This window comes from Corynebacterium sp. HMSC061H03 (genome assembly GCF_001838215.1).
Lineage (GTDB): Bacteria > Actinomycetota > Actinomycetes > Mycobacteriales > Mycobacteriaceae > Corynebacterium > Corynebacterium jeikeium_D.
On record NZ_KV836082.1, the window covers coordinates 1 to 13,423 of the forward strand.

Below are 13,423 nucleotides of genomic sequence, written 5' to 3' on the forward strand. Positions count from 1 at the left end.
TCCATGATGCAATGACCGCCTGACCCTACCGCTTGAAACTGTCATAAACTTGCACAGTTTCACATTTGCAGCCCGTCTTTCTGAAGTTGTCAGGTTTGCTGCTTAACCAAAAACGCCCGACCGCCTGCGCATCAACTGCACAGAACAATCGGGCGTGAAAAGGCTTTTGGCTATCTAGCCGCCTATTTACTTCTTGCGAGCCTGACCCGGCTTCGGAGCCGGCTTGGACGGCTTGGAAGAGATCTTCTTAGCGTCGTCAGCGTTCTTCTTCTCGGTCTTGACCTCGTCGACCTTGATTTGAGCCTGCTTGGAAGCCTCTGCGGCCTTCTCCTCAGTGGTCTCCTTGGCCTCAGCAGCCTTGTCCTTGGCCTCGTCGGCCTTGTCGGCTGCCTTGCCCTTTACCTCTTCAGCCTTTTCCTTAGCCTCAGAAGCCTTCTCTTCAACGGTCTCCTTGACCTCTGCGGCCTTCTCTTCGACCTTGTGCTTAACTTCCTGGGCCTTCTGCTGGTACGGAGCTGGGTCAACCGGGAGCTTGTCGTCCTTGCGCAGCTTCCAAACGATGACACCGACGATTGCTGCAACAACAGCGAAGACCAGGGAAGCGGTTGCGATGCGACCGTTCTTGGCGCGCTGCTCTTCCTTACCGGTTACCTTGTCGATAGCCTTCTGGGTACGCACCTCGAGGTCCTTGCGAGCCTTCTTGGCCTTCTTTTCAGCCTTCTTAGCCTCGCAGCGAGCCTTGCAACGGGTCTTCTTGCCCTTGCGCTTAGCGTCCTTCTCGGCCTGCTTCGCAGCCTTCTTAGCCTGCTTCTTGGTCTCCTTGGACTTCTTCTCAACCTTGCCGGTCAGTTCTTCGGCCTGCTCAGCGAGCTGATCGCGGGCGTCGGAAACCTTTTCCTTAACGTCTTCCGCCCAATTGGTTGCTGCGTCCTTTGCTGCCTCGTTCTGTGCAGCTGCCACCTTCTTAGCCTCCTGCATCGTGTCGTAGAGCTCTGCAGCCTTCTTGTCCCGGTAATCCGAGTAGCTGTCGTAAGCGGACTTCAGTCCCTTGACAGCCAGCGAGATTGCGTTGGGGTTCATGACTCTCCTTTATTAGTGCGTCGCCAACAGGCATCGCCTTTAATTCTCAATCAATGATTAATACTGCTGCGGCGCCAGTGCCTCTGAGACCAAGATGCTTCTAAGTCCAAGAGCTAGGGCCCAGTTAGGCCTAGCGCCGAAATATTTGCAGCAGGCTCACATTCCAGCTTAGGCACTATTTGGCCTCCATGGGGGTCAACGAAGAACTCTTTTCCTTATCTTGAGAAACATTTTCGCTGGTTTCTGCCACGGAGAAACTCACCAGTAGGAGCAATTGGCCACCAAGGTCGGTATCCTAAGGAACGTGACTATTAAGACTGCTACTGCAACTGTGCACACCAACCATGGCGATATCGTGATTGACCTGTTCGGCAACCACGCGCCGAATACCGTCGACAACTTCATCGGCCTGGCAGAAGGCACCAAGGAGTACAAGGGGCAGAACGCCTCTGGCACCGAGTCCGGCCCGTTCTACGATGAGGCCATCTTCCACCGCATCATCGCTGGATTCATGATTCAGGGTGGTGACCCGCTGGGCACCGGCACCGGCGGCCCGGGCTACATGTTCGACGATGAGATTCACCCGGAGCTCCAGTTCGATCGTCCGTACCTGCTCGCTATGGCAAACGCCGGCAAGCGCGGCGGCCGTGGTACCAACGGTTCCCAGTTCTTCATCACCGTTGTTCCGACCCCGCACCTCAATGGCGCTCACACCATCTTCGGTGAGGTCGCTGATGATGCCTCGAAGAAGGTTGTCGACGAGATCGCTCGTGTGGCTACCGATCACTGGGATCGCCCGCTGGAGCCGGTCGTGATTACCTCCATCGACATCGAGAAGTAATCCGCTAGCTTCTACGCTCTTTAACCCGTCCGGTTGTTCCGGGCGGGTTTTTTCATGCCCATTTTCGCTTTACGACGGCCCGTAACTTCAATGTTGTGTTTAGGGGTAGTGGGGGTAGTAGCACATCGTGTTGATTCTCCACATGTCCACAGCCCTGTGGAAAAAATACTCCACTGTTCACCTAGGTGAACACGGGCCAAGAAGCACGTTACGGGTTCCAATTTTCACAAATTACAACAATTCACAGTTGTCCACAGACTTGTGCACATGTGTGGATAATTCCATTCTTGTAATTTACGAACCAGCGTTCGAAAGTGGTCGAACTCCGCAGAATATTGGAGTTACGCACAACTTGACTTGCAACTATGTTACTTGTTCACAGAGTTATCCACAGGCTGTGGATACTGTGGACACAGGGGATAGAACCAAAGTTGTCATGCTTTACGGTTTCTGTCACGTAACCCGTGAGAAATTTGGGACGAAATCTCTCCACAGTTATCCACAAATTACATGATTGTTACACAGGTTTCTGTGGATAACTTTTTTGCGCGATCAGTAGGAGGGAAATCCTCATTCGTCGAAAAACGTGTGGGAAACGGGTGTATTGACGGGGGTGAATTGACCTGGGTTTTTAGGTATGAAAAAAAGGCGCATCCAAAAGTGGATGCGCCTGAGGGGGTGCGATGTATTAGAGCTGACTAACGCCAACCCATAGTCATCAGCAGACCAACAATGAAAAGACCAAAGCCGATGACGTAGTTCCATGCGTTCAAAGTCACCATGAACGGAATATGCGGACCCGCGATGTAGTTGACCAGCAGCCAGCCCAAACCAATCAGCATGAACCCGAACATCAGCACCTTGTACCACACCGGCGTCTGAGTGCTGTTGATTTTGACCGGGGTACGGCTGACGGAGGAGCCACCGGATTGTGGTGAATTAGTGCTTTCGATCTTTGCCTTAGGCATAGCGCTTTAAACTCCTTAGGTTGTGGTCAGCAGGTTGCGATCAGCGCGGTATCTACACTCCCGCGGTATATGCATAATTGTAAACTTTGCATCCGAACTTACCAGTGAAGTTCGCAGGCAGTAGAATTCCCAGTTATGCAGATTCTCGTCGTCGATAACTATGACAGCTTCGTATTCAATCTGGTCCAGTACATAGGCCAGCTCGGCGAAACGGTTACTGTCTGGCGCAATGATGATGCGCGTCTCCGCGATGTTGACGACGTCGTAAAGCAATTTGATGCAATCCTACTGTCGCCCGGTCCCGGTGAGCCGTCTAATGCGGGGTGGACAGAGGACATTATTCGCGCGGTGAGCAGGCAGGACGAGCCGACACCGGTGTTGGGTGTGTGCTTGGGTCACCAGGCGATTGGTGAGGTCTTTGGTGCGCAGGTCGTGCGTGCCGACGAGCTGTTGCACGGCAAGACCTCCCCGGTCACTCATGACGGCACGGGTGTTCTGGCCGATGTGCCCAGTCCTTTTATTGCCACGCGCTACCACTCGTTGACGGTGGATCCGAAGACACTGCCGGAGGAACTCATTGCCACGGCATTCACGGATTCGGGCATGCTGATGGCGATGCGCCACCGCGACCTGCCGATTCACGGCGTGCAGTACCACCCGGAGTCAGTACTCACCCAGTACGGGCACCGCATGCTGGTCAATTGGCTGCGGCTGGCCGGCGGTGAGTACACCGAGGAACTCCTGGCGGAGTTGGAAGAGCAGCAGGCCGTGTACCAGCGCGCCTTCTCAGACGTGCTGGCACACTAGCCGCTAGTTAGGCAGCAGATCCGGCAGCCTTATGGGAGGTTCCGGAGCAGGCCGTTCCTCTGAAGAGCTCTCCGGGGCAACCCCCAGCCGGTAGACGCGCAGGGTGACCTCGCCGTCCTTGTTGACCTTGGAGCCGGCCGACGGGTCGGCCTTCTCCACGTGGTCGACCTTGGACAGATCCAGCGTGGTGACTTCCTCGGTGCGGATAGTTCCCTCGAAGCCGGCATTGGTGAGTGCCTTCTCCGCATCGCTGCGAGTCTGGCCCTCAACTCGTGGCATCTTAATTTGGTTGCCGCGCGAAACGTGCAGCTCGACAGTCGTTCCGACGGTGAGCTCCGTGCCCTTCTGGGGAACCTCAACAACGGTTCCCTGTTCCTCAGTGGAGTCAACCTCCACCACCTCGACAACGAAACCAGCGGATTCGAGGGTCGTGCGGGCGGAATCCAACCTCTGACCAGTGACATCCGGAACAGTCTTGGTCTCGATACCGGAGGAGACAGTCAAAGTTACACGGGTTCCCTTCGACACCTGAGAACCGGCAGCTGGAGACTGCTCGATGACATTGCCGCGCGGAACGTCCTCACTCGGTTCCTCTTGCAGCTTTGGATTGACGACAAGCCCCGCCTCCTCGAGCAGGCGGCGAGCTTCCTCGGCCTGTTTGTCGCGCACATCCGGCACATTGGTCAACTCTGGGCCCGAAGATACGCGCAGCTTGATACGAGATCCCTGCGGCAACCCCGATCCCACACCCGGTTCGGTGGCAATCACCGTGTCTCGGGGCACATCTGGGTTCGGCTCGTCGACGCGGTTGACCACGAAACCAGCCTGCTCGAGAACCTGCGTTGCCTCATTGACATTTAGACCCTCGACCTGCGGAATGGCAACGGTCTCGACCTCGGTGGACGAGTTGAAGAGCTGGTAGGCACCGTAGCCGACACCGCCGAGAGCGACCAGCGCAGCAGCCGCCAGTGCGACAGTCTTTCCTGCGCCACCCTTCTTTTTCTCAGGCTCGTCAGTGTTAGCGATCTGAGCAGGGGCTTCCGGCTGGGCAGCCGCTCTCTCCGGTTCCGGAGCCGGAGCAGGGACAGCGGCCGGAGCCGGAGCCGGAGTTGCCTGCTGCGCAGGGGTCACCCGGGTCTCAGCATCCGATGGAGCTGCCGGAAGGAATTCGGTGGTCTTCGCGTCGTCGTCATGCGCGCCGTGGTGTGCCAGCGCCAACGGATCCTCGCCGCGTGCAAGACGACGCAAATCCTGGGCGAAGTCCTCTGCAGAGTCGTAGCGCTCCATCGGATCCTTGGCCATCGCGGTCAGAAGCACCGCGTCGAGGGCCTGAGCCGTGTTCGGGTCGGTGTTGAGCTTCCCCGAAGGCCGCGGCGGCTGATCCTGAACGTGCTGGTAAGCGACAGAAAGAGGGGTTTCGCCGGTGAACGGCGGGGCGCCCGTGACGGCCTCGAAAAGTACGCAGCCGACAGCGTAAATATCGGAACGGGCATCAGCGGTCTTACCGCGCGCCTGCTCCGGCGAGAGGTATTGCGCGGTACCCAGCACCGCCGCAGTCTGCGTCATCGTGGTGGAATCACCGAGCGCGCGAGCGATGCCGAAGTCCATCACCTTCACCTTGCCGGTGTTGGTCAGCATGATGTTCGCCGGCTTGATGTCACGGTGAATAATGCCCGCATGGTGCGATGCCGTCAGCGCATCACACACCGATGCCATAATCGACGCGGCTTTCTTTGGGTCGAGCCGCCCCTCACGACGAACAAGATCACGCAGGGTCTCGCCCTGAATCAGCTCCATGACAATGAAAGGCACGCGCCCCATCGGGCTATCCGTCTCGCCGGTGTCGTACACCGACACGATCGACGGGTGATTCAGCAGCGCTGAGTTTTTCGCTTCACGACGGAACCTTGCGAGGAAGTTCTCATCCCTGGCAAGGTCGGCCCTCATCATCTTGACCGCGACAGAGCGACCGAGAACAGTATCTTCAGCGCGGTAGACATCGGACATGCCGCCAACGCCAATGAGCTCGCCGAGCCGATAACGGCCGGAGAGGAGATCGTCATTGCCAGACATTGTTCGTCAGTCCCTTCGGAAGGATTTCCACCAAAACATCTTGTACCTGAATATTACTGTGCATCTGGAGTCCCCAAGGTATTACCGGAGTCATTTCCCAAGGGCAATTGAATACCGGGTAGACCACCGCCACTGGAGTCGTCGCCACTGTTGTCGCCACTGTCGTTGCCTGAATCCTGAGTCGGTTCGGACGTATCCGGAGCGGTCTCGCTGGTGTCCTGCTCAGTGGAGCTGTCAGAGGCACCGTCATTGTTGCCGCCGTAGTTTTCACCAGAGTTGCCGCCGTCGTTATTTCCCCAGTTACCGGAATTGTCGCCCGACCAACCGTAACCAGAACCGTCGTTGGGGTCGGTGTTTTCCTCTGTGGTCTGCTGCTGTGACTGGTTCGGAATGTACTGCTCCAAGTTCGGAATGGTTGGCAGTGAACCGGTAGTCGACAGCGAATAGACGACCGCGATAGCACCGGCCAGCAACACTAGCAGCACCAACAGCACAATGCTGCCGCAGCCACAACCGCAGCCGCTGCGCTTCTTTGCCGGCTTACGCTGTCGGGCGGGTTGCTGCGGTGGCCGCTGCGGTTGCTGCGGTGGCTGCGACACCGGCATGGGCGGTCGCGTCATGGCACCGAGTTCGGTGGTCGCCGGGTTGGCAGCGTTGGATTGACGGTGCACCGTTGGGGTCACACCACGCGGCTGTGGTGGGCGGTGCCCCGCGCGCACTCGCAAAACAGCCTGTGCCAGCTCACGGCCATCGGCATAGCGACGCTGCGGATCCTTGCGCAGCATAATGCCGATAAGTTCGCGGATATGCGGATTGACCGTCGGCGCCAACGCAGGTGGTGCCTCGTTGATGTGTGCCACGGCAACCGCGACGGTGGAGTCGCCCTGGAAGGGCCGGGCGCCGGCCACCATTTCGTAGGCGACACAGCCAAGCGAGTAGATGTCTGTCGCCGGACTCACCTGTTTGCCCTGTGCCTGCTCCGGTGAGACATACTGCGCGGTACCGACGACCATGCCGGTACGCGTCAGAGGCACCGCTTCAGCGGCTTTGGCAATGCCAAAGTCGGTAATCTTCACGGTGCCCTCCGGCGTCACCAGGAGGTTGCCCGGCTTAATGTCGCGGTGGACAAGGTTCGCAGCGTGAATTGCCGACAGGCCGTGTGCAGTCTGCTCCAGCACGTCGAGCATCAGGTGCTCTGGCAGGGTGCGACGTCGCTGCAGCACCTGCGACAGAGATTCGCCACGGATGTACTCCATGACGATGTAACACGCGCCGTGGCTGCCGATGTCGCCTTCCTCGTAGGTGACAATCTTCACCACGTTTGGGCTGTTGACGCTGCGCGCAGCGGCGGCTTCGTTCTGGAAACGCTGCCGGAACTCGTAGTTGTCCGAGTACTCCTGGTTCAGAAGTTTGATTGCAACCAGTTCGCCGCTGGTGGCGTCGTCGGCAAGCCAGACGGTGGACATGCCGCCACGGCCGAGCAGACGGCGAACGTGATATCGGTCGCCAACGATGTCTTGAACTTGGTGGGCATCCATGCTTATCGACCCGCCTGTTCGACCGCGTCAATGAGTGCACGGCCAATCGGGGCAGCAACGGAGGCGCCGGTAGCGCCCTGGCCCTGGCCGCCACCGTTTTCCACGACGACAGCCACGGCGACATCGGAGTCCGGCGCGAAGGCGATGTACCAGACGTGCGGTGCGTACTCGCCGCGGACAGCACCGTGTTCCGCGGTACCGGTCTTGGAGGCAATACGCGAACCGTTACCGCCCGAGTGCGACTCGGAGCCGCGCATCAGCTCAGTTACGGTCTCCGCGACCTCCGGCGAAATCGCCTCGCCGGCTTCAATCGGCTTAAAGGACTTGATTTCGGAGAGGTCGGCACCGCGCACCGATTTGATGATCTGGGGTTCCATGCGCACGCCGCCGTTGGCAATCGTGGCGGCGATGATGGCGTTGTCCAGCGGCGTGAAGGACACGTCGCGCTGACCAATGGAGGTCTGACCCAGCGAGGACTGATCCGGAATATCACCGACAGTGGAGGGCTGAATCGGCAGGCCCGCGTCGTCGTGGGTCTCACCGATGCCGAATCGCTTGGCGACGTCCTTGAGCGCATCGGCCCCGTACTGCATACCGAGCTCCGCGAATGCCGTATTACAGGACTGCGCGAAAGCCTGGCGGAGAGTTGTAGTAGCCCCACCACAGGTCGAGCCACCGTAGTTCTCCAACGTAGTGGTGGTATCCGGCAGCGTAATTTGCGGTGCGCCAGTTACCGAGGTGTCCGGGGAGGCGCCTTGCTCCAGTGCCGTGACCGTGGTCAACACCTTGAAAGTGGAACCCGGCGGCAGCGGACGCTGAGTGGCGTGGTTGAGCAGCGGTGCGCCCTCATTGTTATTGAGGGACTGCCAGGTACTCTCGTCGCCGGCAGCGATGTCATTCGGGTTGAACGACGGTGTGGAGGCCATCGCGAGAATTTCACCCGTCGATGGGCGAATAGCGACGGCGGAGCCGACGTAGCCGCGTTCAGCGAGTTGTTGGTACGCAGTCAGCTGAGCGTTCGGCAACAGCGTCAGCTCCGTGGAGGCCCCAGAGGGTTCCTTGCCCGTGACCATGTCGAGGGCGCGGGAGGTAAACAGCGAAGGGTCGCTGCCGTTCAAGATCTCGTTCTGAGAGCGTTCGATACCGGCGGAGCCGTAGATGTCCGACAGGTATCCGACCACCGCGGCATATGCCTCCGGGTTGGTGTCGTAGCTGCGGTCATAGAAGCCGCTCTCGCCCTTGACCGAGTGGGCCAGAATGTCGCCGTCAGTGGTGATTTGGCCACGAGGTTTGGACTTTTCCTCCAGGAACTGACGGCTATTCAGCGGATTGTGGGCGTACTTATCCTGCTGGAAACCCTGGATGTAGGTCAGGTTCGCCAGTAGAAGAACGAAGAGTCCGAGAACGACAACAAAGATTTGGCGAATGGTCTTATTCATCTACTGGTTCACCTCCTGAGATGCGTTGGCATTGTCGTTGAGGCCCGAAGAGTTGCTTGGAATTCCCCAGGGGCGGTTGGCCTCATCAGAGACGCGCAACACGATGGCCAACATGATGTAGCTGGCCAACAGTGAGGAACCACCGGCTGACATGAACGGAGTAGTCAGACCGGTCAGCGGCATCAGCTTGGAAACACCGGCTGCAACCACGAACAGCTGAATGGCCATCGAGAATGCGACACCGGCCGCCAGCAGCTTGCCAAAGGAATCACGTACCGCCAAGCTCGCCGAAATACCGCGGGAAATCAGAATCGCGAACAGCAGGATGATGGCACTCAGGCCGGTAAAACCGAGCTCCTCACCAAAGGCCGAGAGGATGAAGTCAGAGTGTGCCACCGGAATGTTCTGTGGGTAGCCCTGGCCCAGACCGGTGCCACCGATGCCACCCCAGCTCATGCCGAACAGACCCTGGGAGAGCTGGTAGCCACCCTCGTCGTAGGAGCCCAACGGATCCAGGAAATGCGTGACTCGCGCCTGAATCTTGTCCGAAACCATGTAGACACCGACAACGCCGACGGTCACCAGCACCATGCCGATGATCAGCCAGGAACCACGACCGGTGGCAGCGTAGAGCATTGCCAGCACAGTGCCGAAGAGCACCAGCGCCGGGCCAAAGTCATTCTGCAGAGCCATGATGACGGTAGCGATGCCCCAGATCAGCAGAATCGGACCCAGGTCGCGAACACGCGGGAAATCAATGCCCAGGAAACGCTTGCCCGCCACATTGAACAGCGAGCGCTTATTCACCAGCAGCTGAGCAAAGAAGATCAGCAGCATGACCTTGGCAAACTCACCCGGCTGCATGGAGAACGGGCCGATGGAAATCCAGATGCGGGCATCAGCATTAATCGACGACGGCCACACCAGCGGTAGCGCCAACAGAATCAAGCCGCCGAGACCCAGCAGATACGAGTACTGCGACAGCGAGTGATGGTTGCGCAGCAGGACGATCACGCCGATAAACAGTGCGACACTGAGTACGGTCCACATGATCTGGTTGCGCACCAACGAGGTGTCATTGGCCAGGTCGAGGCGGTGAATCATCACCAGCCCCAAGGCATTGAGCGTTGCTGCAACCGGCAGCATCACCTGATCGGCGTTGGGCGCCACAAAGGTCAGCGCGATATGCGCCACTGCAAAGATCACAAAGAATCCGCCAATGATGTAAAAGACATCTGCGGTCAGAGAGTTGCCCTGAGCCAGTTCCAGTGAAATTAGTGCCAAAAGCAACAATCCTGCCGACAGCAGCAGCAGGAGCATTTCCTTCATCCGAAGCTGTCGCTTCGTGGTAGTTTCACTCATTTTCGCACCTGCCTACAGTTGACTCCTGGCTTCGAGCCCAGCTTTTCATCCTTCTTGTCATCGTCGGAAACGGACAGACATACCGGCAGTGCCGACTCCGCCAAACGGCCAATCTGGTCGCTGACACCGTCGTAGGAATCAGCCGGCAGACCTTCCAGCGAATTGCGTGCCGCCGGCGAGAGATCTTCCGGCGTCATGATGTGGCAGTCGACCTTCTCCTTCGCCGTCCCAGCCGGAGGAAGCTGAACTTTATTGTCATCGGTCAAACAGATGAACTGATGTGGTTCTTGCAGATCGAAGCCCAGCAAACTACCGGGCACGCCGTGCATCAGCTGCACCTGCCCGTCGACCACCGCGAGATGGTACATCGACTCCTTCTTCTGCCAGCCCCAAATACCAAGGCCGACCAACCCGGCCACCAGCACCAGCACCACAGAAATAACGAGCCACTTGCCCTTGGAAGCCTTCTTCTCCGGCGCCGAGGTCACTGCAATTTCCTGCGACTTCCGCGGGCGGAGTGCCGCCGCGCGTCCCGCTGACGTATTGGGGCGGGGGAGTTCCTCCTCCGCACTCTGCAGGGCACCGGCCAGGGCGGGCTCGTAAGGCGTGCGTGCCGACGAATCGACAACATCGGCAACCACCACGGTGATGTTATCCGGACCACCGGACTTCAACGCGTAGTCAATGAGCTTGGTAGCGGCCTCGTCCGGAGTGCCCTCCGAGAGCACATCCTTGATGGTGTCCGCGGACACTGGATCGGATAGACCATCCGAGCACAGCAGGTAGCGATCGCCCTCGTGAACATCGCGATAAGACAAAGTAGGCTCCACCGGGCGACCGGTGAGAGCCTTCAAAATCAGTGAGCGCTGAGGGTGAATTGCCGCTTCTTCTTCGGTGAGATTGCCCTCATCCACCAGGGACTGCACATAGGTGTCATCCCGGGTAATGCGGATGAGCTCCCCGTCGCGCAGCAGATAGCCACGCGAGTCACCGACATGGCACATGCCCAGGCGGGTGCCGTCGAAAAGCAGAGCAGTCAGCGTAGTGCCCATGCCTTGCGTAGAGGGGTTCTGCTCAATTTCATCCGCGATGGAGTTATTGCCCTCCATGCAGGCGCTGCGCAGGGACTCGAGCAAATCGGGGCCGGGCTGATCATTGTCCAGCCGAGAGACGGCCGCAATCATCAGCTGAGATGCGATTTCTCCGGCGGCGTGGCCACCCATGCCGTCGGCAAGCGCGAGCAGACGCGAACCCGCATAGGCGGAGTCCTCGTTGTTCTGTCGGATGAGGCCGCGGTCAGAGCGGGCCGTGTAATTCAGAGCAAGACTCATGGTTGCAACCTCAAAGTTGTACGGCCAATACGAAATTCCATACCCGAAGCCAGGCGTTCCGGCTGTTCCACGCGCTGGCCATTGAGGAATGTGCCATTGCGGGAGTCCAGATCCTCCAAGTACCAGATGCCGTCGCGGTTGATGACGCGAGCGTGCTGGCCCGAGGCGAAGTCATCGTTGAGAACGAAGGCATTCGACTCTGAACGGCCAATAGTGATGTCGCGTTGATTATTTAGGTTCATGCGCGAACCCGCCAGCGGCCCGGAGGTGACAAGGAGCTGATGTGGAGTCTGGGAGCGCTGGAAACGCTTGGCCGGAGCACTGCTGGCCTGCCGAAGCGGGCGCAGCGGAGCCGAGCCAGCTGTTTCTGTACGCAGGGTGCGAAGCGTCATCCAAATGAAAAACCACAGGACGACCAGCACGCCGATGCGCGAAAGCAGAAAAACGATAGCTTCCACGTCCGAGGAACCTCCTTATGTAGAGCTGGTGGGTCCGCAACCGAACACACGGACGTAATTATTCCAGGAATGTGTCGGCAAACCTAGGGCAGCGGCATGTGAACCTGGTGAACCTCACTACTTAGCGGATCTGAATCAGCGGATTTAACTAGCGGATCTGAACTTCGAGGACAGAATGTCCCAGCGAGATTTCATCGCCGTCAGCCAGCAGCCAGTTCTCAATGGGTTCGCCATTGACAATGGTGCCGTTGGTCGAATGCAAATCGACGAGCACAGCGTCCTGGCCATCCCACGTGATCTCGGCATGCTGGCGGGAAACACCAGTATCCGGGAGTCGGAAGTCGGAAGCGGTGCCGCGGCCGATGATGTTCGAACCATGGCGCACCTCAAATACGCGCGAGGAGCCGTCCTGCAACAGCAGGGTGACCGTCTTTTCCTGGGACTGGTCTTCGCCCACGGCCGCGCTGCTCAGCTCAGTTGCAGCCTCTGGGGCGACCGCGGGGATGGGGCGAGAAGCGGTGGGGAACTGCTCAGCTTCCGGCTGCGGGTGGTAGGCGGCAGAGGTCTCTGCAGCTTGGGGTTCATCATCGCTTTGCGACGGGGCTGCGTCAGTGTTGGCATCATCGGCACTGTCCTCGAATGGGACGAACTCCGAAGTGCTTACGGTGTCCTCGGTGAAAGTGCTGGCCGTCTTCAACTGGCCGGTGTGGAGAGACTCCACTGCCTGCAAGTGGACGCTGATGGAACCGGTGAAGCCCCAGCCGTTGTTGCGGCAGTAGCGTGTCATGCGATCAGCCAACTGATTCGGCAGGGTGGGCTCGGACACAGAAAGGTTCTTGTAGTCGGCAGCGCTGATGCCAATGCGGAAATTATTGGGTGCCAAGTACTGACCGTTGGCGTCCTGCATCAGGAAGTCTTCAATTTCCTGCTTCAGGCATTCTTCTAACTCATTCGGGACAACCTTGCCGCCGAACACGCGCGCAAAGCTGTTGTCGAGCCCGCGCTGAAGCGAGCTATCGAGCTTGCGGATGCGTCCTAGGAAATCCATCTGACTAAAGAAATTCGCCTTCTCCCGCCAAACCGCGGCGGGTTACGTGAAAAAATGTGCACAAAAATTATCGATACTTAAGCAACAGTATAGAGCCCTACACCTTCAGTTAAGGGCTAGGAACTGCTGAGGTTTATCAAATAGTGACGACGGTTGTGGGGTAGGTTGCTATTGCTAAGTGCGAAAAAGGCGCTTGAAAAGTGCTGAAAAGTGGTGAAAAACGTGCACTGGCCTGGGGATTTGGTGGTGTATTAGCGCGGGGTGTTATAGTTCTATTCGTTCCCACGGGCGAGTGGCGGAATGGCAGACGCGCTGGCTTCAGGTGCCAGTGTCCTTTACGGACGTGGGGGTTCAAGTCCCCCTTCGCCCACAGCGAAGATCCTCGGAAGTGTAAAAGCTTCCGAGGATTTTTTGTTTGCGGTGGCGGTTGGAGTGGGGCTTGGATTGAGGGTTAAGTAAAGAAAAGTGTGTCTTTTCC

At 58.3% G+C, this 13,423-nt stretch carries 11 protein-coding genes and 1 tRNA gene; 3 read left to right on the top strand and 9 right to left on the bottom strand.

Annotated features, from left to right (window positions below; translation table 11 throughout):
* Positions 1 to 186: 186 nt before the first annotated feature.
* Positions 187 to 1,080, bottom strand: a complete 894-nt coding sequence (locus HMPREF2787_RS08690) for a hypothetical protein (RefSeq protein ID WP_070602171.1) — start codon at positions 1,078 to 1,080, stop codon at positions 187 to 189.
* 304 nt (positions 1,081 to 1,384) lie between these two features.
* Between HMPREF2787_RS08690 and HMPREF2787_RS08695 the strand changes: the two genes are divergently transcribed.
* Positions 1,385 to 1,921, top strand: a complete 537-nt coding sequence (locus tag HMPREF2787_RS08695) for a peptidylprolyl isomerase (RefSeq protein ID WP_369707163.1) — start codon at positions 1,385 to 1,387, stop codon at positions 1,919 to 1,921.
* 698 nt (positions 1,922 to 2,619) lie between these two features.
* On the opposite strand, the gene crgA is transcribed toward HMPREF2787_RS08695, so the two are convergent.
* Positions 2,620 to 2,889 (bottom strand): cell division protein CrgA, encoded by a 270-nt coding sequence (gene crgA, locus HMPREF2787_RS08700; RefSeq protein WP_005511903.1) that lies wholly within the window; start codon positions 2,887 to 2,889, stop codon positions 2,620 to 2,622.
* A 135-nt stretch (positions 2,890 to 3,024) separates the two neighbouring features.
* Between crgA and HMPREF2787_RS08705 the strand changes: the two genes are divergently transcribed.
* Positions 3,025 to 3,696, top strand: coding sequence for an aminodeoxychorismate/anthranilate synthase component II (locus HMPREF2787_RS08705; RefSeq protein ID WP_048731900.1), 672 nt, complete (start codon positions 3,025 to 3,027; stop codon positions 3,694 to 3,696).
* 3 nt (positions 3,697 to 3,699) lie between these two features.
* Here the strand turns inward: HMPREF2787_RS08705 and pknB are convergent, their stop codons facing one another.
* The 7 genes from pknB to HMPREF2787_RS08740 form a co-directional block, all read right to left on the bottom strand.
* The gene (gene pknB / locus HMPREF2787_RS08710) at positions 3,700 to 5,769 is read right to left on the bottom strand and encodes a Stk1 family PASTA domain-containing Ser/Thr kinase (protein ID WP_070429076.1); all 2,070 of its coding nucleotides are present in this window, start codon (positions 5,767 to 5,769) and stop codon (positions 3,700 to 3,702) included.
* A 53-nt stretch (positions 5,770 to 5,822) separates the two neighbouring features.
* Complete coding sequence (locus HMPREF2787_RS08715) at positions 5,823 to 7,307, bottom strand: serine/threonine-protein kinase (protein ID WP_070604844.1); 1,485 nt, start codon at positions 7,305 to 7,307, stop codon at positions 5,823 to 5,825.
* A gap of 2 nt (positions 7,308 to 7,309) precedes the next feature.
* Positions 7,310 to 8,746: a penicillin-binding transpeptidase domain-containing protein gene (locus HMPREF2787_RS08720; RefSeq protein ID WP_070859022.1), complete on the bottom strand. Its 1,437-nt coding sequence runs from the start codon at positions 8,744 to 8,746 to the stop codon at positions 7,310 to 7,312.
* Entirely contained in the window at positions 8,747 to 10,108 is a 1,362-nt protein-coding gene (locus HMPREF2787_RS08725) for an FtsW/RodA/SpoVE family cell cycle protein (protein WP_070859023.1), read from the bottom strand.
* Positions 10,105 to 11,439, bottom strand: a complete 1,335-nt coding sequence (locus HMPREF2787_RS08730) for a PP2C family protein-serine/threonine phosphatase (protein ID WP_070604847.1) — start codon at positions 11,437 to 11,439, stop codon at positions 10,105 to 10,107. Before HMPREF2787_RS08730 ends, HMPREF2787_RS08725 begins: the two co-directional genes overlap by 4 nt.
* Positions 11,436 to 11,897, bottom strand: a complete 462-nt coding sequence (locus HMPREF2787_RS08735) for an FHA domain-containing protein FhaB/FipA (protein WP_070859024.1) — start codon at positions 11,895 to 11,897, stop codon at positions 11,436 to 11,438. The genes HMPREF2787_RS08730 and HMPREF2787_RS08735 overlap by 4 nt, the downstream gene beginning before the upstream one ends.
* A 148-nt stretch (positions 11,898 to 12,045) precedes the next feature.
* Positions 12,046 to 12,945 (bottom strand): DUF3662 and FHA domain-containing protein, encoded by a 900-nt coding sequence (locus HMPREF2787_RS08740; protein ID WP_070859025.1) that lies wholly within the window; start codon positions 12,943 to 12,945, stop codon positions 12,046 to 12,048.
* 286 nt (positions 12,946 to 13,231) lie between these two features.
* Between HMPREF2787_RS08740 and HMPREF2787_RS08745 the strand changes: the two genes are divergently transcribed.
* Positions 13,232 to 13,315, top strand: a tRNA-Leu gene (locus tag HMPREF2787_RS08745).
* Positions 13,316 to 13,423: the final 108 nt, after the last annotated feature.